Source organism: Collimonas arenae (assembly GCF_001584165.1).
Classification (GTDB): domain Bacteria; phylum Pseudomonadota; class Gammaproteobacteria; order Burkholderiales; family Burkholderiaceae_D; genus Collimonas; species Collimonas arenae.
In genome coordinates this window covers 1019325-1041576 of record NZ_CP013233.1, presented here as the reverse complement: position 1 = coordinate 1041576, position 22252 = coordinate 1019325, and the positions used below count along the sequence as shown (strand labels likewise).

Genomic DNA, 22252 nt, shown 5'->3' with positions numbered 1-22252 from the left:
ATCGCTTCGAAGGATGCATATGGACATGAGCACAAAAATCGGAGAACAGCCAGAAGCAATCCGTCGTGTGACCAAGCTGTACGCGAAATTGCTGATTGCAGGATTTGCCCTGTCTCCCATCGTCCTGATCGCCTACCTGTACTTCTTCCAGGACCCGGCCCTCAAATTCGAGAACCACCTGTTCCACGAAATGGCGATCGCCGCAGCTACGTTGGAGGGAGTGTTTGTCACATATGTGAGCTGGCGATGCTACCAATCGTCAGGTGAACCGCTGTTGCGCTGGCTGACACTGGCCTTTCTGGGATTTACCGCGATCTATGCGCTGCATGGCGCCTTCACCGGCATGGCCCACCACAATATCTGGCTGTTCCTGCTGTACGGACCGGCATCCCGCCTTGCGATGGCGATCCTGCTGCTGATTGGCCTGCTGTCGTTCAACCAGGAAGCCGATAGCCCGGGACAACGCGCCGCTCCACGCAGATGGCTGATATGGATAGCGGCCTTCCTGCTGGTCAATATCCTGGTTGCCATCCTGGCTTACTCGCCGATTGCCGGCAATCCGGTGGTGCGGTTGACGATGGAGGGCGGCGCGCTGGCCTTTTCCGCGATAAATGTCACACTGATGCTGATAGGCAGGATTCGTTCGCCGCTGATGACTGTGTTCGGAATCTCGATCACCATGTTCGGCCTATCCTCGCTAGCCTTCATCCTTGGCCGCCCTGGAATCATATGTGGTGGCTGGCGCATGCCATCTTTGCCGGCGGATTTTTCTTCCTCAGCTACGGCATTATCCAGGCCTTCCACACAACGCGCTCCTTCGCCAAAGTCTACAGCCAGGAAGAAATGGTGAATCGCCTGGCGATGGCGATGGTAAAAACGGAAAGCGCGATCCAGGAACTGCAACGCAGCAATCAGATGCTGGCACACCTGGCATCAACCGATCCGCTGACCGGCGCAGCCAATCGCCGCCATTTCATTGATCGGGTCGATGCTGAAATAGCACGGGCCAAGCGTGACAACCTGCCCTTTTCTCTGCTGGCCCTCGACCTGGATAATTTTAAATCGATCAATGACCATTATGGCCACCAGATCGGCGATGAAGTCCTGCAAGGATTCGTGCAGCAGAGCCTAGATGCAATCCGCCCCTATGACAGCATCGCCCGCATGGGCGGCGAGGAATTCATGATCCTGCTGCCGCAAACCACCATGGATGTCGCCGTGACGATCGGCGAACGGGTCAGGTCGGCAACCGAAAACGCCGTGTTCGAGAGCATCCTGATACCCAAACTGGCGCTCACCGTCAGCATCGGCGTCTCGCAGTTCGGCCACGACGGCACTAGCATAGATACGATATTCCGCGCAGCAGATGAACGGCTTTACCGAGCCAAGGATATGGGACGCAATTGTGTGATCACTGCTTAAAGCAACTACGCGGGCAGCCCTTGCGATCGTAAAATTCCTGGTCAGCCGGCGCCAGTATTCCTGTATTTGCCGATGCCGATTCCGAAAATGCTGGTCTGATGGGTTTTGGCTTTTACCGCCCGCAATTTCTTGGTGGGATCCATCAAGGTGAAGCGCTCACGGATATCGGCTTCGCTTGGCAGCGAACTGGCGCGCCACCGGATGATATCGATGCCGGCGTTTTTCAATGCCTTGTATTTTTTCTCGTCTTCCTTGCTGAATGTCTTGTGGTTGTGCGTCTTGTTATCCAGCTCAACCACGGCAACCACATCGCTAGCTTTATCGCAAATCACGAAATCCAGACTCTTCGACGTCAAGGTATCGAGACCCACGCTGTCCTTGGTACCCAGGCAGCGGCCCAAACTGACTTGCGTCAGCACCATGTGGTCCGGCAGCGCCCCGATCAAGCGCCAGTACATGACTTGTTCGTTGTTCGATAACGGCTTTTTCTTGACGTATTCGCGGCGCTTCTGCACAGTCGCCTGCTTCTCTCTGGTCAGCACGGCAATCACGGCCATCATGATGATCGTGAGCACCGCCAATGCGATGATTGCTTTCATTGTTCTTTTCCCTGGATGAAGACAGCCGCCATTATATTTCCATATGGAAATATAATGAATACCAGAAATGGCAATTTCTGCGTATTTAATCGGACAGGGACAGGACCGCCTTACCGAATATTGTTATAGATGGGAAATTCAAACGATGAGGAGGACTCGCGGGGCGCCAGAGCGTTGCTGATGATTGAAAAAACGGCGGAATCGGTTGAGCTCGGACAGGATCGGAATTGAAACAAGGATCAGACATACGCAATCCTTGTTGTCATAATGAACACTGCCGGCTCATCGAGCCGACAGCATCAGCAGGATGTGAACTCCTGCTTACTTGGTCAAACCGAAAATTGCGTCGTAGCCATTCTTGGCGCGATCGGCTTCTTCCAGTTCATTGTTCAAACCCAGGTCTTCCAGTTCTTCCGAGGCATTGTTGTATTGCTTGCTGCTGGAAGCGCCGATAACGCGATAGATTTCCTGTTTTGCATTGCGGATGCCGATCAACATCTCTTCTTGCCGGACGATGTTCAATTCCACCGTCGTGACCAGCAAATTGGTCATGATATCGTGATCAAATTCGGGGACGTCTTTCTCTCCGATTAGTGCTGTTTTCAATCTGTTCCTCTTGTATATAAATAATCGTTACTGCAAGCAGCTGATGCCGACGGCGTGCAATTTTACATCGACTGGGCGCTCACTGCCTTGACGCCCCGCGCCGGCCCGGTCGATCCGCAACCAAGGCCGCACGTGTACGCCCCATCCCATTACTCCTGGTGGTAGCGCGTCACCAGTTCGACTTCACTCTTGGAACCAAGGAACACCGGCACGCGCTGGTGCAGCTTCTCCGGCTGGATATCCAGGATCGCCTGTTTGCCGTCGGTCGCAGCGCCACCGGCCTGCTCGACGATAAAGGCCATCGGATTGGCTTCATACATCAGGCGCAGCTTGCCTGGCTTATCCGGTTCACGCGCATCGGCCGGATACATGAAAATGCCGCCACGATTCAAAATGCGATGGACATCGGCCACCATCGAGGCGATCCAGCGCATGTTGAAATCCTTTTGACGCGGACCGGTGGTGCCGGCCAGCATCTCATTGACGTAGCGCGTGACCGGCGGATGCCAGTGGCGTGCATTGGATGCGTTGATCGCAAATTCCTTGGTCTCGGCCGGGATCTGCATGTCCCGCTGGGTCAGGACCCACGAACCCATTTCACGATCCAGCGTGAAGCAATGCACGCCATTGCCGGTAGTCAGCACTAGCATGGTCTGCGGGCCATACACTGCATAACCGGCGGCGACCTGCTTGCGTCCGGCTTGCATGAAATCCTGCTCGGTCGGCGTCTTCATGCCGTCCGGCGCCTTCAGCACCGAGAAAATGGTGCCGATCGAGACGTTCACGTCGATGTTGCTGGAGCCGTCGAGCGGATCGAACAACAGCATGTATTCGCCTTGCGGATAGCGATTTGGAATCGGATGGATCGACTCCATTTCTTCCGACGCCATCGCCGCCAGGTGACCGCCCCATTCATTGGCTTCGAGCAGGATTTCATTGGAAATGATATCCAGTTTCTTCTGCACTTCGCCTTGCACGTTTTCGCTGTCGGCGCTGCCCAGCACTTCACCCAGTGCGCCCTTGCCGACGGCATGGCTGATGGTTTTGCAGGCACGGCCCACGACTTCGATCAACAGGCGCAATTCGGCCGGGATGCTGTTGTGCAAGCGCTGTTGCTCGATCAGGTGCTGCGTAAGACTGACACGTTTCATATTGCTCTTTCTTTGTTGTAGCTGTTCGCCGCCGGCATGGTATGCCACGATGACGGCGAAGCAACCAAAATCAATTGGCGAGTGCTTTGCCAATCACTTCCAGTACATCCTTCGATAAGTTTGGCGCTGCCGCCACCCGTTGCAGGGCGCTGCGCATTTTTTCCTGCAGCGCCGGCGCGTATTTGCGCCAGCGATCCAGGCTGCGCGCCAGGCGCGCCGCGACTTGCGGGTTGACGCCGTTGAGCGCGATCACCTGGTCTGCCCAGAATTCATAACCGCTGCCGTCGGCCGCATGGAAATTGGCTGGATTGCCGCTGCAGAAACTGAAGATCAGGCTGCGTGCGCGGTTCGGGTTTTTCAGCGTGAAGGCCGGATGTTCCAGCAAGGCGCGAATGGCGGCGATATCGGCAGTATACGCGGTCGCTTGCAGTGCGAACCACTTGTCGATCACCAGCGCTTCCTGTTCGAAGTCCTTGTAGAACTTTCCAATGCAGCAGCCTTGCCGGGCGCGCTGCTATTGGTCAACGCCACCAGCGCCGCCAGGCGGTCGGTCATGTTGTTGGCGTGGTCGTATTGCTGCTGCGCCAATTCATGTGCGGCCGCATCGTCGGCCTGGATCAGGTATGCCAGCGCGACATTTTTCAGCGCGCGCTTGCCGGATGCATCAGCGTCCGGCTATACGCGCCTGGTGTCTGGTTGGCGTGATACGCCGCCAGCAGATCGTCCTTCAATGCCTGTCCCAATTTGCCGCGCAGGTATTGACGCGAACGATGGATGGCTTGCGGATCGATTACTTCGGTTTGTTCGGCCAACAGCGCTTCCGACGGCAATGTCAGTGCTTGCTCGCGGAATGCAGCGTCGAGCGTCGTATCGTTGAGGATCAAACCGAAGGCCTTGCCCAAGGCATCGCTGTTCGAAGCCGCATTGTTCAAAACTTCTTCCAGCGCCACTACGTGACCAGCCTGCGATGCATCCTGCACTGCTGCAGTCAGCGACAGCAAGCTGCGCGTCGCCAGGCGCTGGCCGGCTTCCCAACGATTGAACGGATCGCTGTCGTGTGCCAGCAAGAACGCCAGTTCGGCATCCGTGTACTCAACGTCCAGCACTACCGGCGCCGAAAAATTACGCAGGATCGACGGCACCGGTTGTTCGGCAACATCGACAAAACGGAAAGTCTGTTGCGCCTTGGTCAGTTCAAGCACGCGGGTGGTCTCGGCGGTCGCTTTACCCTTGGCGTCAGTGCTCAAGCGCAGCGGCATGTCCTTGCCGGCGCTATCGAGCAGACCGACCGCAACCGGGATATGGAATGGCAGCTTCTTGGCTTGTCCCGGCGTCGGTGCGCAGGTTTGCGACAAGGTCAGTTCATACGTCTTCTTGGCGGCGTCATACTTGGCCTGCACCTGAACCCGTGGGGTGCCGGCCTGGCTGTACCAGCGCTCGAATTGGCTCAGGTCACGGCCGTTGGCGTCGACCATCGCGGCGCGGAAATCGTCGCACTCGACCGCTTGGCCGTCGTGGCGTTCGAAGTACAGATCCATGCCCTTGCGGAAACCGTCGCGGCCGAACAGGGTCTGGTACATACGGACCACTTCCGCACCCTTTTCATAAATCGTGACGGTATAGAAATTGTTGATCTCGACATATGAGTCAGGACGCACCGAGTGCGCCATCGGGCCGGCATCCTCCGGGAACTGGGCCTGACGCAAGACGCGCACATCGTCGATACGCTTGACCGCACGGCCGCTATCGGTGCCGACCATATCGGCCGAGAATTCCTGGTCGCGGAACACCGTCAGGCCTTCCTTCAGCGACAGCTGGAACCAGTCACGGCAGGTGACGCGGTTACCGGTCCAGTTGTGAAAATATTCGTGGCCGACCACTGCCTCGATATTGGCGTAGTCAACGTCGGTGGCGATGCGCGAATTGGCCAATACGTACTTGGTGTTAAAAATGTTCAGGCCCTTGTTTTCCATCGCGCCCATGTTGAAATCGCCGACCGCCACGATCATGAAGCGATCCAGGTCGAGTTCCAGGCCAAAACGCTCTTCGTCCCAGCGGATGCTGTTCTTCAGCGAATCCATCGCATGCTGGGTCTTGTCCAGGTTGCCCTCTTCGACCCATACCTGCAACAGCACTTCACGGCCGGATTGCAAGGTGTACTTTTCTTCCTGGCAGACCAGTTGGCCGGCCACCAGCGCGAACAGGTAAGACGGCTTCTTGAACGGATCTTCCCATTTGGCGTAATGACGGCCGTTCGGCAGGTCGCCCTCTTCAATCAGATTACCGTTCGACAGCAGCACCGGATATTTCTTCTTGTCGGCGCGCAGCATCACGGTGTATTTGGCCATCACATCGGGACGATCCGGGAAATATGTGATCTTGCGGAAGCCTTCGGCTTCGCATTGCGTGAAGAAATTGCCGTTGGATACATACAAGCCCATCAGCGAAGTGTTGTTCTCTGGCTTGGTCAGGGTTTCAATCTCCAACACGACCTTAGCCGGCGCCGATGGAATGCGCAGCTTGCCGTCTTCCAGCTTGTATTGGCTGGGCTTCAGTTGCTTGCCGTTGAGGCGCAGTTGCAGCAGTTCCAGTTCCTCGCCGAACAACACGATCTCCTTGCTCGCGCTGGCCGGATTGCGGCGCATGGTGATGCGGGTGGCAATGTGAGTCGCTGCGGGATCAAGATCGAAGCCCATGTCGACGGTGTCGACCAGGAAGGCGGGAACGGTGTAGTCCTTACGATGTATGGTGGTTGGCGTGACAGAGGTATCGGTGCGCATAGGGGTAATCGTTAGGGTGACGGTTAAGGTTGATAACTATGGTTGGTAACTACAGTCGGCAACTGAGCTGGCCCGCCAAGTGATCGCTCGGCGACTCGCTCAAATGTGGCTGGTCAGTCTCAAAAATTCGGGCAGACAGTGATTCTACCAATCAAAATCGGAAGCTTCATGCAATTTGAGATGGAAATGCCGCGTTCACAGGATTTGGCCATTATCTGACGGTAAACAGGAGTCCGGCGGGATGAATCGGCACAAGCACCGAAAATTATCATAAAATTACGATCTTTCAATCTGTCAGCCACCCTCGTCACTCACAGTTACAGAAAGTGACAAAGCCATAAAGCAACACCATGGAGACTTGGCTAGAATAGTTCTTGGCCAGCCGCAATGTCGATTGACCTCGGCAGCCAGACAGAATCAATGCTCCAAACATGTGCCAGAAGCTGCCAATGCCGACCAGGCAAACCGCGGAATTGCTCTGCACATCCCCCCACGAAGAGGAATCACAATGAAACGCATTATCAGTCTCTGTTTCGCTGCACTCATGCTGTTGCTGGGCGGTTGCGCTACCGTTATCCGCAGCGACGTTACCGCCTTCAACGAGTGGCCTGCCGACCTGCCGAACAAGTCGTACGTATTCGAACACACCCGGCACAGGAAAATGACCTGGAATACAAGAATTATGAAAACCTGGTGGGCAGCGAATTGCAACGCTTGGGATTCGCGCAGTCGGCCGGTAGTGCTGTGCCCCAATTGAAAGTTGCGCTCAAATACGATATTGCCTCACGCGAGGTCTTTGCAACGGAACCGGTGGTCGCCGATCCGATGTGGGGCCCCTATGGCCCTTACGGCTGGGGACGTCCTGGCTTCTATAGCCCGTTCTACGATCCGTTCTGGTATGGCCCGCAGGTGGTCGGCCAGCGCACTTTCAACTACCAGTTGTTCCAGCGCCGCCTGAACATCACCATCACCAGCGCCGTCAACGGCAAGAAATTGTATGACGTCACGGTCACCAGCGAAGGCAAGATCAATTCGCTGCCTGCGGTGATGCCGTATCTGGTGCGTAGCGCATTCACCGATTTCCCTGGGAAAAGTGGCGTGCCGCACACGGTTGAACTGAAGGTCGACGACAAGCTGTAACTTCAGCCTAACTACCCAAACGGCCTGCGGCCTCACCAAAGTGAGAACGCGGGCCGTTTTTATTGGACGCTTTATTGTGCCGTTCTTGGGTTCGCTACAGGCTTCAGCTGTATAGCCACTCGCTGGCAAAGGTAATGAACCCGATCAGGATCACCACCAGCACCAGCACGATCAGCAAACGCCCGAACTTGGGCGAACCGTCGCTGCCGGTCGGCGGCTCTTCCGGATGATTCATCGGATTGTCCAGATGGGCGTCTGGCCGGTCTTTCAAAGGGTCGCTCATCGCTGCCTCAAGGAATCAGGATTGTGGAGCCGGTGGTTTTTCGGGCTTCCAGATCGGCATGCGCCTGCGCCACATCTTTCAACGCGTAACGCTGATTGATATCGATCTTGATTTGCTTGCTATCGACCATATGAAATAAATCCGCTGCGGCGGCATCGAGGTCGGCGCGGGTGGAAATATAGCTGGGCAGCGACGGCCGCGTGATGGTCAACGAACCGCGCGACGCCAGTTCATTCAGGCTGAACGGCGGCACCGCGCCTGACGCATTGCCGAAACTGACCATGGTGCCGAGCGGTGCCAGGCTGTCCAGCGAGCCGATGAAGGTATCCTTGCCGATCGAGTCATACACAACCGGCACGCCCTTGCCGCCGGTGATTTCACGTACACGCTCGACAAAATTCTCGGTCTTGTAATTGATGACATGCGCGCAACCGGCGGCAGTCGCCAAAGCTGCTTTTTCATCCGAACTGACGGTGCCGATCATCGTCACACCCAGCGCCTTGGCCCACTGGCTGGCAATCAGGCCAACGCCGCCTGCCGCGGCATGAAACAGAATGGTCTCGCCACCACGCAACGGGAAGGTGCGGCGGAACAGATACTGCACTGTCAAACCCTGCAGGGTCATCGCAGCAGCTGTTTCAAAACTGATGGAGTCAGGCAGCTTGACCAGGAAAGCAGCGGGCATAACGCGTAACTCGGAATAGGCGCCGTTCGGACGAGTGGCATAGGACACGCGATCACCGACTTGCACGTGGCGCACGTCAGGGCCCACCGCATCGATCACCCCGGCTGCTTCCTGCCCGAGGCCGGCCGGCAGCGGCTGCGGATATAAGCCGCTGCGAAAGTAGACGTCGATAAAATTCAAACCGCAGGCGACATGTCTGATCCGCACTTCACCCGGACCTGGATCACCCACTTCCACATCGACATACTCCATTACCTCGGGACCGCCGGTTTTGAACATCCTGATTGCTTTTGCCATGATTACTCCCGCTCCTAATGATTAAGACAGATTGCCGCGAAACCTTGTACAGGTTTTCGAATTTTTATTGCTTCTTTTTTGAGATCAAGTAAATACCTACCAACACCAAACCGGTACCGGTCAATTGAATCGCGGTAATCGGCTCATCCAAAATCAACGCTCCCAAAAACAAGGTGGATACGGGCCCCACCATGCCGGCCTGGGCCGACGTTGCAGGGCCGATACGCGCCACCGCAACCATCGTCAGGTACACCGGCAGCACCGTGCAAAACACGGCATTGACGATCGACAGGCCATACACTTGCGGCGCTTGCTGCAGCAATGTCGGCAACGGCCGCAGCACCATGAACTGCAGGATGCAGGCCACGCACGATACGCACATCGCATACGCCACCAGCCGCATCGCTCCCACCCTGCTCACCAGCTCGCCCGACAACATCAGGTACAACGCGTAGCTCACTGCCGCACCCAACACCAGCGCGCTGCCGAGGCCGATATTCGCGCCGCCCAGGCGCACATCATGCAAGAACACCAGCACCGTACCGAGATACGAAATCAGTAGCGCTGCCCACTCCAGCCAGGTCACCCGGCGTCGATAAAACAGGAACGACATCAGCAGCACAAACGACGGCGTCAAAAACAATATCAGGCGTTCCAGTCCGGCCGAAATGTATTGCAGGCCAAGGAAATCAAGGAAGCTCGACAGGTAATAGCCTATCAATCCCAGCACCACGATTCGCACCCGGTCTGCATTCGACAACGGCGCTTCGGTACGCGCTTTCCATAGCGCCAGCGCGGCAAACACCGGCAACGCAAACAACATGCGAAACGTAATCAGCAATACCGCATCGACCGGATAGCGATATATCAGCTTGGCTACGATCGCCTTGGCGGAAAACAAAATTGCGCCCGTAACGGCAATTGCCAAGCCACCAAGAAAAATCTGGCGGCCGGTCGGGTGGTGCTTGCTGCTCATTTATTACTCATGATGGAATTGTAATGGGTATGCGAAGATCGCGTCGGCAACCGGCAGAATGATAAGAATTCCTGCCGGCTGATCATGTGGCAATCGATTTGGCAATCACGATGTGGCGCGAGGATACTGCCTGTGCGGCCTGCGATGTGAGACCTTGCAGAAATTATTCATCCATGAGAAACGCAATGAAGAAATCTGCCCGCATTTTTGGAAACGTTTGGTTGTCGGATTAAAGTCATCGCTCATTTTTTCTTCAGCAGCGATCCCAACACGCCGCGGATCAGTTCGCGTCCAACCTGCGAACCGATGGTGCGCGCCGCCGATTTGACGACGGCCTGGACCACCGTGTCCTTGCGGCCCGAACCGCCACCACCGAGCAAACCGCCCAGCACGCTGCCCCAGGAACCAGTGCTGGTGGCGCTTGAAGAATCGACACCGGCATCGGCGCCGCCCTTGGCTGCAGGCGCTGCAGCTGCCCGCCCTTTGAGTATTTCATAGGCCGACTCACGATCAATCGCAGCCTCATAGACGCCAGCAACGATCGATGCAGCGATCAGCCGATTGCGTTCATCCTCGGTAATCGGACCGATCTGCGACGCCGGCGGCAGAATGAATGCACGCTCGACGATATTGGGGCGACCCTTCTCATCCAGAAAAGACACCAGCGCTTCGCCGACGCCGAGTTCGCTGATGACTTGCGCGGTATTCAGCTCAGGATTGGCGCGGAAGGTGTCGGCGGCGGCTTGCACCGCCTTCTGGTCACGCGGCGTGTAGGCACGCAATGCGTGCTGCACGCGATTGCCCAGCTGGCCGAGGACCGTATCGGGGATGTCCAACGGATTTTGCGTGACGAAAAACACACCTACGCCCTTGGAGCGGATCAGGCGCACCACTTGCTCGATCTTTTGCAGGAGCGGCTTTGGTGCTTCACTGAACAGCAGATGGGCTTCGTCGAAGAAGAACACCAGCTTCGGCTTGTCCAGGTCGCCGACTTCCGGCAGGCGCTCAAACAATTCCGACAGCATCCACAACAGGAACGTCGAATACAGGCGCGGCGCATTCATCAATTTATCGGCTGCCAGAATGTTCACCACGCCTTTGCCGCTGCCGTCGGTCTGGATCAGATCGTCGATATTCAGCATCGGCTCACCGAAGAACTGTTCACCGCCCTGCTCTCCGATACCGATCAGGCCACGCTGGATGGCGCCGATGCTGGCGGCCGAGATGTTGCCGTACTCGGTCTGGAAACTGGCGGCGTTGTCGCCCACGTGCTGCAGCATCGCCCGCAGGTCCTTCAGGTCCAGCAACAGCAAGCCGTTATCGTCAGCAATCTTGAACACCAGCTGCAATACGCCTTGCTGCGTATCGTTCAGATTGAGCATGCGCGCCAGCAGCAACGGCCCCATATCGGAGATGGTGGCCCGCACCGGATGTCCTTGCACGCCGTATACATCCCAGAAGGTCACCGGCGTTGCTGCCCATTGCGGCTCGGCGATACCAAGCGAATCGAGGCGCTGCTTGAGCTTGGCCGAAGCGGCGCCGGCCTTGGCCATCCCGGACAAATCTCCCTTGACGTCCGCCATGAAGACCGGCACGCCGCTGTCCGACAGGGCTTGTGCGATCACCTGCAAGGTAACGGTCTTGCCGGTGCCGGTGGCGCCGGTAATGCAGCCGTGGCGGTTCACCAAGGCCGGCAGGAGCGCAAGCTCATGCCGGTCATTTTTGGCTATCAGGAGAGGATTTGACATGTTTTGGCCGGTGTAAAGGTCGATTTCAGAGGATTTCAAGAAAGGGCAATATGGTAAAATTGCGCTTTGATTATAGCTAACTAGAGCAAGAAAGAACCATCATGGCTGGACACAGCAAATGGGCCAATATTAAGCACAAGAAGGCCGCCACCGACGCCAAACGCGGCAAGATCTGGACTCGACTGATCAAGGAAATCACGGTTGCCGCCCGCATGGGCGGCGGCGATATTGACGCCAATCCGCGCCTACGGCTGGCGGTCGACAAGGCGTCCGACGCCAATATGCCGAAGGATAACGTCACGCGCGCAATCCAGCGTGGCAGCGGCAGCCTGGACGGCGTCAACTATGAAGAAGTGCGCTATGAAGGCTACGGCATCAGCGGCGCCGCCATCATTGTCGATTGCATGACTGACAACAGAATTCGCACCGTGGCCGAAGTGCGCCATGCGTTTTCCAAGTTCGGCGGCAACATGGGCACCGAAGGTTCAGTGGCATTCATGTTCAAGCATTGCGGCCAGTTGCTGTTCGCTCCCGGCACCAACGAAGACGCCTTGATGGAAGCAGCGCTGGAAGCCGGTGCTGAAGACGTCATCACCGACGAAGAAGGCGGCATCGAGGTCATTTGCGGCCCGCACGATTTTGCAGCGCTGAAGCAAGCCCTGGAAAAGGCCGGCTTCAAGGCTGAAGTAGCGGAAATCATCATGAAACCGGCCACCGAAACCGTATTTACAGGCGAAGATGCAATCAAGATGCAAAAACTGCTCGACGCCCTGGAAAATCTGGACGACGTACAAGAAATTTACAGCAACGCAGTAATCGAAGACTGATACAGGTTCATATGAAAATTCTGGTAGTGGGCTCTGGCGGCCGCGAGCACGCCCTGGCGTGGAAAATCGCCCAATCCCCGCGCATTCAAACCGTCTTCGTGGCGCCCGGCAACGGCGGCACGGCACTGGATCAACGGCTGGAAAACATCAACATCACCGATCCGGCCGCGCTGGCGGATTTTGTCGAGCGTGAACATGTCGCGCTGACCGTGGTCGGCCCGGAAGTGCCGCTGGCGGCTGGCATCGTGAATATTTTCCGCGACCGCGGCCTGAAAATCTTCGGCCCGACGCGTGAAGCGGCGCAGCTGGAAAGCTCGAAGGATTTCGCCAAGTCGTTCATGCAGCGGCACCACATCCCGACCGCCGAATACCAGACCTTCTCCGATGTCGGCGCTGCGCACCAGTACATCGACCAGAAAGGTGCGCCGATTGTCATCAAGGCCGACGGCCTGGCTGCCGGCAAGGGCGTGGTCGTGGCCATGAACCTGGAAGAAGCGCATGCCGCCGTCGACATGATGCTGTCCGACAATCGCCTCGGCGATGCCGGCGCACGTGTGGTGATCGAGGAATTCCTGGCCGGCGAGGAAGCCAGCTTCATCGTCATGGTGGATGGCAAGAACATCCTGCCGTTGGCCACCAGCCAGGATCACAAGCGTCTCAAGGATGACGACCAGGGACCGAACACCGGTGGCATGGGCGCGTATTCGCCGGCGCCGATCGTTACTCCGGCACTGCACGCCCGCGTGATGCGTGAAATCATTACGCCTACCGTGCAAGGCATGGCCAAGGACGGTATCCCGTTCAGCGGTTTCCTCTATGCCGGCCTGATGATCGACGACAAGGGCAATCCTAAGACGCTGGAATTCAATTGCCGCATGGGTGATCCGGAAACCCAGCCGATCATGGCGCGCCTGAAAACCGACCTGCTGGTGGTGATGGAACATGCCGTCAACGGCACGCTTGATACGATCGAACTGGAATGGGACCGTCGCACAGCGCTGGGCGTAGTGATGGCCGCAGCCGGCTATCCGGACGCACCGCGCAAGGACGATTTGATCTCCGGGATTCCCGAGGAAACCGCCGACAGCGTGACTTTCCATGCCGGCACCACTCTCACCGGCGAGCGTCTGACGACTTCCGGCGGCCGTGTACTATGCGTGGTTGGCCTGGGCGACAGCGTCAAGATGGCGCAAAAGCAGGCCTATAACGTGGTCGACCAGATCCATTTCAGCGGCGCCCAATTCCGCCGCGACATCGGCTGGCGCGCATTGAAGAAGCATGCCTGAATCAGTCTGGCTGAATTGAATTGTTTCTCTGTCCCCCCGCGAGCGCGGGGGGGCAATTTGCAGCCTAAATTGGATTCTCGCATTCGCGGGAATGACGGAGTCGCCTGGACGTTATCGGGCTTTTTGTCAGCATGTCCGTGTTTTTAACGCCAAACAAGCCGGCATCCTATTTCTTCTTTTTTCAGCACGATGAGCGCAAACGTCACTCCCGATAGCCCGGCCAACGCCGTCAAGTCTTACCTGCTCGACTTGCAGGCACGTATCGTCGTCGCCCTCGAACAGATCGACGGAAAATCGTTCAGCAGCGATCAATGGCAGCGCGCGGAAGGCGGCGGCGGTATCTCGCGCATCATCGAAGAAGGCCATGTGCTGGAACGCGGCGGCGTCGGTTTCTCGCATGTGATGGGCAAAAGCCTGCCGCCTTCGGCAGCAGCCAACCGTCCGGAAATCGCCGGCCGCCAGTGGGAAGCCATGGGCGTATCGCTGGTGATGCATCCGCGTAATCCGTTCGCGCCGACGGTGCACATGAACGTGCGTTTCTTCATCGCTTCAGCAGAAGGCCAGGCGCCGGTGTGGTGGTTCGGCGGTGGCATCGATCTGACGCCGTATTACGGTTTTACCGAAGATGTCGAACACTTCCATCGTACTTGCCGCGATGCGCTGACACCATTCGACAGCGCAGCTATCGAACATGGCAAAGGCGCGCTCTACCCGCGTTTTAAAAAATGGTGCGACGATTATTTCTATCTGAAGCATCGCCAGGAACCGCGTGGCGTCGGCGGCATTTTCTTCGACGATTTCAATGAATTGGGCTTTGAGCAGAGCTTCGCCATGATGCAAAGTGTCGGCAATGCGTTCATCCCCGCCTACACGCCAATCCTGGCAGGTCGCAAGGATATTCCCTACGGCGAAACCGAACGGGATTTCCAGGCATATCGCCGCGGACGCTATGTCGAATTCAATTTAGTGTATGATCGCGGCACTTTGTTCGGTCTGCAATCGGGGGGACGCACCGAATCCATCCTGATGTCGATGCCGCCTGTGGTCAAGTGGCGCTACGACTGGCGACCGGCGGCAGGAAGTCAGGAAGCCAGGCTTTATTCCGATTTCCTGGTCCATCGCGAGTGGATTTGATGGGCAGTTCGCAATGACATCCAATCCTACTTCCCGGCCATGCATCGCCGTTCTCGGTGGCAGTTTCGATCCGGTGCACAATGGCCATGTTGCATTGGCGAAATATTTTGTAACCTTGCTGACCCCAGATGAATTACGCGTCATCCCGGCCGGCAATCCTTGGCAAAAGCACGGGCTGGAAGCCACTGCGGAACAGCGGGTCGAGATGGTCCGGCTTGCGTTCAGCCTGCAGAGCGCGCCGGTGGTCATCGACCAGCAGGAAATCCGACGCCGGACCGCAACGTATACGATAGATACGTTGCAGTCGCTACGCAACGAGCTGGGACCGCAGGCTTCGATCGTATTCCTGATGGGTGCGGACCAGTTGCAGCACTTGAACACCTGGCAAGGCTGGGACCGGCTGTTTGACTATGCCCATCTGGGCGTGGCCTCGCGCCCCGGTTTCGCCATGGATGAATCGAAAGTGCCGGCCGAGGTCACGCGCGAATTTACACGCCGCGCCGCCACCCCGGAACAGATTCGCCAGAGCGCGCATGGCTTGACCTATCTGGCAAGGAATCTGGCTGTAGACATTTCAGCAACAGAAATTCGTGCCGCGCTGCACAATGCAAAAAGACCCGACACGCTGGTCCCGGCGGCTGTACTGGACTATATTGAACAACATCATCTCTATAAGAATTAAATGGATATCAAAAAACTACAAAGTCTCGTCATCGATGCTCTCGAAGACGTCAAAGCTCAAGACATTCGCGTCTACGACACGACTCACCTGACCGGTTTGTTCGACCGCATCGCGATTGCTTCGGGTACCTCCAATCGCCAGACCAAGGCGCTGGCTTCGTCGGTGCGCGACAAAGTCAAGGAAAACGGCGGCAATATCCTCAGTATCGAGGGCGAAGACACCGGCGAATGGGTGCTGGTCGACATGGGCGACATGGTCGTCCACATCATGCAGCCGGCAATCCGCGCCTACTATCGCCTGGAAGAAATCTGGGGCGACAAGGAAGTCAAGTTCGGCGCCGCCAAACGCATCTCGACCCGCACGGCCGCGGAAGAAGAAGCGCCGAAGAAGATTTCGCGCCACCTGACGACTTCGCAAGCCTTGAAGCCGGAAGACGACACCCCGAAGAAAGCGCCTGCGCGCAAGAAGCCGGTCAAGACCGACGGCGTCAAAAAAGCAGTCGGCAAAACCATCAAGGTTGCGCCAGCGAAGAGCTCGGTACCACCGAAGAAGACTGCTGCGCCAAAGAAGGCTCCGGCCAAGAAACCGGCCGTTAAGCGCGCCCCGGCAAAAACCAAGGCAGCTGAATAAGCTGCTGCAGAAACAGCTTCTGCAATGCAGCTCATCATCGCTGCGGTCGGCCACAAAATGCCGACCTGGATCGAAAACGGGTTCGGCGAGTATGCGAAACGCATGCCGCCGGACTGCCGCATCATCCTCAAGGAAATCAAACCCGTAGAACGCTCCGGCAGCAACTCGGCCGCTTCCGCCATGGCGCTGGAACGCAGCCGGATTGAGGCTGTCCTGCCGAAAGGCGTGCGCATCGTCGCCCTTGACGAGCGCGGCAAGGACCTCACCAGCGTCCAGCTGTCGCAGCAACTGACCCAATGGCAGCGCGACGGCCGCGATGTCGCCTTCATTATCGGCGGCGCCGATGGTCTCGATCCCGAGTTCAAAGCCAAGGCCGACAGCCTGCTGCGCATCTCCAGCCTGACTTTACCGCACGGCATGGTGCGGGTGTTGCTGGCGGAACAGTTGTACCGGGCTTGGTCGATTACCCAGAACCACCCTTATCATCGCGTTTAAATTGGTGGTTCTCAGCAGGTAATACCGCCCCGGTAGCCCCGTATCTCTGTAATAATCGCTGGAAACATTCGACGACATATCTGCCGTAAAGCCAGCAATGAAAAATCCTTTCCAGAAAATCTATCTTGCTTCGAAAAGTCCACGTCGGCGCGAGCTGCTGCGACAGATCGACGTAGCGTTTGAACTACTGCTGCTGCGCGACCAGACGCCGCGCGGCCCCGATGTCAGCGAAGAGGTATTGCCGGACGAAGCGCCACAGGCATATGTCACTCGCGTCACGATGGAAAAAGCCCGCTCGGCGCACCAGATGATGATCTGGCGCAGCCTGCCGGCAAGGCCGATCCTCGCGGCCGACACCACTGTCACCATTGACGGCAAGATCCTTGGCAAACCGGCCAACAAACAGGAAGCGGTCGAGATGCTGCGCTTGCTGTCGGGCCGCACGCACCAGGTCCTGACCAGCGTTGCGGTCATCCACCACGAACAATCCTGGCAACTCACGCAGGTTTCCGATGTCCTATTCAAGGAATTGAGCGACGCCATGATCAACGCTTACTGCGAGACCTCCGAGCCTTACGACAAGGCGGGCGGTTATGGCATCCAGGGACTGGCAGCGATTTTCATTGAAAGCATCCGTGGCAGCCATTCCGGCATCATGGGCTTGCCCCTTTTCGAAACCGCGCAACTATTACAACAGGCAGGCATCCGCATTCTATGAGCGAAGACATCCTCATCAACATCACTCCCCAGGAAACCCGCGTTGCGCTGATCTTCCAGGGCGCCGTACAGGAATTGCACATCGAGCGCACCTTGTCGCGTGGTCTGGCCGGCAACATCTACCTGGGCAAGGTGGTGCGCGTGCTACCGGGCATGCAGTCGGCTTTTATCGATATCGGGCTAGAGCGTGCCGCGTTCCTGCACGTCGCCGATATATGGGAAACCCGCTCACACGATGGCCAGGCAGCGCAGCAGACGCCGATTGAAAAACTGCTGTACGACGGCCAGTCGCTCACCGTGCAAGTGGTCAAGGACCCGATCGGCACCAAAGGCGCGCGCCTATCGACGCAAATCTCGATCGCCGGCCGCATGCTGGTATATCTGCCGCAAGACCGGCATATCGGGATCTCACAGCGGATTGAAAACGAAGCCGAGCGCGAGCTGTTGAAGAGCAAGGTGCAGAAGCTGCTGCCGCCCGAGGAAAAAGGCGGCTTCATCATCCGCACCATGGCGGAAGATGCGCCGGACGCCGATCTGCAAATGGATATCGAATATCTGCGCAAGACCTGGTCGTCAATCACCCAGCTGGCCAAATCCAAGCCGGCTCCGACGCTGCTGCACCAGGACCTGAGCCTGGCGCAACGCGTGCTGCGTGATTTCGTCAACGATGAGACCACCACGATCCAGGTCGATTCGCGCGAAAATTTTGTGAAGCTGCAGGAATTCGCTGCCAGCTACACGCCGTCGGTCACCGCGCGGCTGATGCACTATACCGGCGAACGTCCGCTGTTCGACCTGTATGGCGTCGAAGAAGAAATACTGGAAGCCCTGAGTCGCCGCGTGCCGCTCAAATCCGGCGGCTACCTGATCGTCGATCAGACCGAGGCCATGACGACGATCGATGTCAACACCGGCAGCTTCGTCAACGGCCGCAATTTCGACGACACCATCTTCAAGACCAACCTGGAAGCGGCGCATGCCATTGCGCGCCAGCTGCGCTTGCGCAACCTGGGCGGCATCATCATCCTCGATTTCATCGACATGGAGAATGCCGAACACAAGAGCGCCGTACTGGCGGAACTGAACAAGGCCCTGCTGCGCGACCGCACCAAGAAATCGGTATCGGAATTTTCCGCGCTGGGCCTGGTGGAAATGACCCGCAAGCGCACCCGCGAATCGCTGGCGCATATCCTGTGCGAACCCTGCCCTGCCTGCAATGGCAAGGGCCAGGTCAAGACCGCGCGCACCATCTGCTACGAGATATTGCGCGAAGTGCTGCGTGAAGCCAAACAGTTCAATCCGCGCGAGTTCCGCATCCTGGCTTCGCAAGTGGTGGTCGACATGTTCCTGGAAGAAGAATCGCAGCATCTAGCCATGCTGGGCGACTTCATCTGCAAGCCGATTTCGCTGCAGGTGGAAACAACCTACCCGCAAGAGCAATACGACATCATTCTCATGTAAGGTTTTGAATAGACAAATGAACAGCTCTTCAGATCAAGTTCCCGCAACACCGGCAAAAGACGCGTCTTTCCATATCGCTTTCTGCGTCGACGACCACTATTGCCGCAGCATGGGTGCAACGATCACCTCGATCATCGATAACAGCCCGGGTGTCACGTTCACTTTCCATGTATTCGCCTTTGCATTGTCCGACGACAACCGCAAGCGCTTCAAGAAGCTGGAAGACATTTACGATCTGAAGACGCACATTCACATTATCGATCCAGCAGTGTTCCAGCCGTTTGCGCACATCTCGCAGTTCTCCTACTATTCACCGACGATCTTCACGCGACTGCTGATTCCGTCGACACTGAAAGGCATGACCGACAAGGTCCTGTATCTGGATGCGGATATCCTGTGCGTCGGCAGCATGGCGGAGCTGCTGCAGATGGATTTTGGCGACAACGCGGCGATCGTCGTGCCGGACGCCGACGAGACCACCCGGCGCCGTTGTGCAGCCTTGCAGCTGTCATCGCAGAAATATTTCAATTCCGGCGTCATGTACATGAACGTCGATACCTGGCTATCCAGGGAAATTACCGAGAAGACCATCCACTCGATCCTGGAAAACGGCAAGGATTACCGCTTCCCGGATCAGGACGCACTCAATGTGGTGCTGGAAGGCCAGGTCAAGTACATCGACCGCAAGTGGAATTTCCTCTACGACCTGATCCACGACCTGGAAAAAGACAAGCGCCAGATGCGCGATATCGGCCCGGTCGTCTTTATCCACTTTGCCGGCGCCGTCAAACCCTGGAACAACTGGTGCCTGCACGCATCGCGCGACCTGTTCGCCAAATACCACGCGCTGTCGCCCTGGGCCGACCTGCCGCTCGACGAAGCGCCGCGCAACTACAAGGAGATGCGGATGTTCTCCCGTTTCCTGATGAAACGTGGGCAAGTATTCGACAGTTTCAAGTGGTACATGAAATACCTTGCGGCAAGATAATCGCCCAAACGGGTAACCGGAAGTGAGAATTGCACCGGCCGCCCTGGCGTCCGGTTACAATTTCAGCAACGCATTGTCCCTATACAGCTTCCACCGATCTAAAAATGGCAATAAACAGTTCGCATGTCTTGATATCCCGTACCGACAATATCGGCGACGTTATCCTTACGCTGCCGATTGCGGCTTACCTGAAGCAGCATTTTCCGGCGCTCAAAATCAGCTTCCTGTGCCGCGGCTATGCGGCGCCGATAGTCAGGCATTGCCGTAGCATCGACGAAGTGGTGGAGCTTGAAGGCTTCCTGGAGGATCCGTCCGCCTATTTTGCCAAGGCCAACGTAGATACCATCATCCTGGCGCAACCGCTCAAGCGCATGGCAGTCATCGCGTTCAAGGCACGCATCCGCAACCGCATCGGTAATGCACGCCACAAGCTGTATCAAATGCTGTACTGCAATCGCCGGGTACGTTTCAAGAAGGGTAATTCGGAGCATCACGAAGCCCAGTTCAACTTCGAATTCCTGCGCCCTTTCGGTCTCAATACCATTCCCGACCTGCCGGAAATCATCAAGCTCTACGACTTCGATATTCCCCACGTTCCTGAAATTGACCAGTTGTTCAAGGCGCATCCGTTCAACCTGATACTGCACACCAAGTCGAACGGTCACGGACGCGAATGGCCGATCAGTCATTTCACGGCGCTAGCCAAACAGTTGGGTCAATATCCGGATGTCCGCGTATGGCTGACAGGCAGTCCGGCGGAAGGAAAGTGGCTGGAAGAACATGCCGCTGAATTATTGCAACAACCAAATGTCAGCAATGTATGCGGCCGTTTCACGCTGGATCAGTTGAGTTCGTTCATCAAGGGAGCCGATGGCCTGATTGCTAGCGGCACCGGTCCGCTGCATGTGTCAGCCGCGATAGGCCAGCGCACACTTGGCCTGTTTCCGCCTACCCGGCCGATGCACCCGGGCCGCTGGGCGCCGCTAGGGCGTCGTGCGCAGGCATTAGCGCTGCCGGTAAGTTGTGCCGGCTGCGTAGATAGCAAAGCCGACAGCTGCGCCTGCATGGAGAATATCAAGCCGGAAACGGTCGCCGATATCGTCCTGCAATGGCGTCAGGAAGCAATGGCAGAAAAAACGGAAAACGCCGAAGACTTGTCTATTGCCGATTCAAGACTTCAGTCACCTGCGTTACGGTAATCGCCTTTACCCAATCACGGCGGTTCGCCGCCGTGATCACGACGCTGTGCTCACGGTCAACCGGCACCCATTCAGGATTTTTCTGGCGCATCAGGGCCACCACCGGAACGTGAACCGCATTAGCGAGATGCATCACCGCCGTTTCAACCGAGACGATCAGGTCGCATTCCAGCAGCATTGCCGGTAGCTGGAAGAAGTTCTCCTGCGCACTGAACAAGCGAATCTGGCCCGGCGCATGCTGCTCGAAGAATGCCTTGGCATTCGCCATTTCTTCGGGCACGACGTTGACGATGAAATGCGCGCCGCGCCATGCTTCCATGCTGTTCAGCGCAGCCACTAATTCAACTACGCGCTCCAGCGGCCAGCAGCGTTTCTTGGTCTTGGCGTAGGGATTGATGAACAGCAGCTTGCCTTCAGTCGATGACGGCTGGTCCTGGTACTTGAAGCCCCACTCCTTCAACTGATCCCTGGCATATTGCTGCCATTGCGCAGGAATAGTCACAAATGGGAAACGCGAAGCAGGCGTAGTGACGATACCAAACAATTGCTGGAACCATCCGGCATAAACGTCGCTGATATGCATGCCTGCGCGCACTCCGCCATCCGGATCAAGCGCAACATCCAGCTTGCGATAAGCACGCCGCTTGTTGAAAGCAAGAATACCGGCAGGCTTCTTCATGCCGGCGACGAAACCGCGCGGGCTGATTTGCCGCGCCAGCGTGGCATACATCGGCGGCCGCAAGGTCGACAGCGAGACCACCAGCGGATAATCCTGCTGCTGCGCTTCGGCAATCGACTGTTCAAACAATGCCGGGCTATATGTCTGCTGATAAATCTTGGCGACAAACGGGCATTCCGCCAGCCAGTCATACAGCGCATATTTCTTCAGGTAAGGCCATGCCGCTGCATTATCGGTGCGCCGCACTTCATCCACCCAGATGTGGATCTTCAGATGCGGAAAAGCTTGCGCAAAGGCCTGGAAACAATTCTGCAGATAGGTGAAATCGCCGAGCGCAAGGTGCGCGATGAACAATATCTTGTCGGCTTTATTCAGCGTTTCGCTCGGAACAAGTTGTGCTGTCATGATTTTTTGTGGTTTTCTGGTGTCGCTTGGTGTTGGCCAAGATCCCTGGATCCGCGATCTCT

The 22252-nt window shown here is 57.0% G+C and carries 20 protein-coding genes and 2 pseudogenes; 13 read left to right on the top strand and 9 right to left on the bottom strand.

What is annotated here, in order from left to right:
* Positions 1 to 19 precede the first annotated feature (19 nt).
* A pseudogene (locus CAter10_RS04845) lies at positions 20 to 1422 on the top strand (GGDEF domain-containing protein).
* 41 nt (positions 1423 to 1463) lie between these two features.
* Here the strand turns inward: CAter10_RS04845 and CAter10_RS04840 are convergent.
* From CAter10_RS04840 to pepN, 4 genes and pseudogenes are all read right to left on the bottom strand, one after another.
* Positions 1464 to 2021: a DUF2726 domain-containing protein gene (locus CAter10_RS04840; RefSeq protein ID WP_061532518.1), complete on the bottom strand. Its 558-nt coding sequence runs from the start codon at positions 2019 to 2021 to the stop codon at positions 1464 to 1466.
* Positions 2022 to 2342: 321 nt separating this feature from the next.
* Positions 2343 to 2627: a hypothetical protein gene (locus CAter10_RS04835; protein ID WP_061532517.1), complete on the bottom strand. Its 285-nt coding sequence runs from the start codon at positions 2625 to 2627 to the stop codon at positions 2343 to 2345.
* A 149-nt stretch (positions 2628 to 2776) separates the two neighbouring features.
* On the bottom strand, positions 2777 to 3778 hold the full coding sequence (locus CAter10_RS04830; protein ID WP_061535165.1) for a class 1 fructose-bisphosphatase: 1002 nt from the start codon (positions 3776 to 3778) through the stop codon (positions 2777 to 2779).
* Between the two features lie 70 nt (positions 3779 to 3848).
* Positions 3849 to 6558 (bottom strand): annotated as a pseudogene (gene pepN / locus CAter10_RS04825) (aminopeptidase N).
* A 508-nt stretch (positions 6559 to 7066) separates the two neighbouring features.
* Between pepN and CAter10_RS24135 the strand changes: the two are divergent.
* Together CAter10_RS24135 and CAter10_RS04820 are read left to right on the top strand one after the other, a co-directional pair.
* Positions 7067 to 7315 (top strand): hypothetical protein, encoded by a 249-nt coding sequence (locus tag CAter10_RS24135; protein WP_335340191.1) that lies wholly within the window; start codon positions 7067 to 7069, stop codon positions 7313 to 7315.
* Positions 7252 to 7698: a DUF4136 domain-containing protein gene (locus CAter10_RS04820; RefSeq protein WP_335340190.1), complete on the top strand. Its 447-nt coding sequence runs from the start codon at positions 7252 to 7254 to the stop codon at positions 7696 to 7698. Before CAter10_RS24135 ends, CAter10_RS04820 begins: the two co-directional genes overlap by 64 nt.
* 103 nt (positions 7699 to 7801) lie before the next feature.
* On the opposite strand, the gene CAter10_RS04815 is transcribed toward CAter10_RS04820, so the two are convergent.
* The 4 genes from CAter10_RS04815 to CAter10_RS04800 all read right to left on the bottom strand — a co-directional run bounded on the left by CAter10_RS04815 (position 7802) and on the right by CAter10_RS04800 (position 11687).
* The gene (locus tag CAter10_RS04815) at positions 7802 to 7981 is read right to left on the bottom strand and encodes a hypothetical protein (RefSeq protein WP_061532516.1); all 180 of its coding nucleotides are present in this window, start codon (positions 7979 to 7981) and stop codon (positions 7802 to 7804) included.
* 7 nt (positions 7982 to 7988) lie between these two features.
* Positions 7989 to 8963 (bottom strand): quinone oxidoreductase family protein, encoded by a 975-nt coding sequence (locus CAter10_RS04810; protein ID WP_061532515.1) that lies wholly within the window; start codon positions 8961 to 8963, stop codon positions 7989 to 7991.
* Between the two features lie 64 nt (positions 8964 to 9027).
* Positions 9028 to 9939 carry a DMT family transporter gene (locus CAter10_RS04805; RefSeq protein ID WP_061532514.1) on the bottom strand — a complete coding sequence of 304 codons (912 nt, stop codon included), beginning with the start codon at positions 9937 to 9939 and terminating at the stop codon, positions 9028 to 9030.
* 242 nt (positions 9940 to 10181) lie between these two features.
* A complete protein-coding gene (locus tag CAter10_RS04800; RefSeq protein WP_061535164.1) occupies positions 10182 to 11687 on the bottom strand; it encodes a helicase HerA-like C-terminal domain-containing protein in 1506 nt (501 codons plus the stop codon).
* A gap of 101 nt (positions 11688 to 11788) precedes the next feature.
* Between CAter10_RS04800 and CAter10_RS04795 the strand changes: the two genes are divergently transcribed.
* From CAter10_RS04795 to CAter10_RS04750, 10 genes are all read left to right on the top strand, one after another.
* The gene (locus tag CAter10_RS04795) at positions 11789 to 12514 is read left to right on the top strand and encodes a YebC/PmpR family DNA-binding transcriptional regulator (protein WP_061532513.1); all 726 of its coding nucleotides are present in this window, start codon (positions 11789 to 11791) and stop codon (positions 12512 to 12514) included.
* An 11-nt stretch (positions 12515 to 12525) separates the two neighbouring features.
* Positions 12526 to 13800 carry a phosphoribosylamine--glycine ligase gene (gene purD / locus CAter10_RS04790; protein ID WP_061532512.1) on the top strand — a complete coding sequence of 425 codons (1275 nt, stop codon included), beginning with the start codon at positions 12526 to 12528 and terminating at the stop codon, positions 13798 to 13800.
* A gap of 189 nt (positions 13801 to 13989) precedes the next feature.
* A complete protein-coding gene (hemF, locus tag CAter10_RS04785) occupies positions 13990 to 14934 on the top strand; it encodes an oxygen-dependent coproporphyrinogen oxidase (protein WP_061532511.1) in 945 nt (314 codons plus the stop codon).
* Between the two features lie 13 nt (positions 14935 to 14947).
* On the top strand, positions 14948 to 15616 hold the full coding sequence (locus tag CAter10_RS04780) for a nicotinate-nucleotide adenylyltransferase (RefSeq protein ID WP_061532510.1): 669 nt from the start codon (positions 14948 to 14950) through the stop codon (positions 15614 to 15616).
* Entirely contained in the window at positions 15617 to 16246 is a 630-nt protein-coding gene (gene rsfS, locus CAter10_RS04775) for a ribosome silencing factor (protein ID WP_061532509.1), read from the top strand.
* Between the two features lie 24 nt (positions 16247 to 16270).
* On the top strand, positions 16271 to 16741 hold the full coding sequence (rlmH, locus tag CAter10_RS04770) for a 23S rRNA (pseudouridine(1915)-N(3))-methyltransferase RlmH (protein WP_061532508.1): 471 nt from the start codon (positions 16271 to 16273) through the stop codon (positions 16739 to 16741).
* Positions 16742 to 16838: 97 nt separating this feature from the next.
* Positions 16839 to 17459 (top strand): Maf family protein, encoded by a 621-nt coding sequence (locus CAter10_RS04765; RefSeq protein WP_061532507.1) that lies wholly within the window; start codon positions 16839 to 16841, stop codon positions 17457 to 17459.
* Entirely contained in the window at positions 17456 to 18919 is a 1464-nt protein-coding gene (gene rng / locus CAter10_RS04760) for a ribonuclease G (RefSeq protein ID WP_061532506.1), read from the top strand. The genes CAter10_RS04765 and rng overlap by 4 nt, the downstream gene beginning before the upstream one ends.
* Before the next feature lie 16 nt (positions 18920 to 18935).
* Positions 18936 to 19907, top strand: coding sequence for a glycosyltransferase family 8 protein (locus CAter10_RS04755; RefSeq protein WP_061532505.1), 972 nt, complete (start codon positions 18936 to 18938; stop codon positions 19905 to 19907).
* A 104-nt stretch (positions 19908 to 20011) separates the two neighbouring features.
* The gene (locus tag CAter10_RS04750) at positions 20012 to 21106 is read left to right on the top strand and encodes a glycosyltransferase family 9 protein (RefSeq protein ID WP_061532504.1); all 1095 of its coding nucleotides are present in this window, start codon (positions 20012 to 20014) and stop codon (positions 21104 to 21106) included.
* Here the strand turns inward: CAter10_RS04750 and CAter10_RS04745 are convergent.
* The gene (locus tag CAter10_RS04745; RefSeq protein WP_061532503.1) at positions 21066 to 22190 is read right to left on the bottom strand and encodes a glycosyltransferase family 9 protein; all 1125 of its coding nucleotides are present in this window, start codon (positions 22188 to 22190) and stop codon (positions 21066 to 21068) included. The genes CAter10_RS04750 and CAter10_RS04745 overlap by 41 nt on opposite strands.
* Positions 22191 to 22252: the final 62 nt, after the last annotated feature.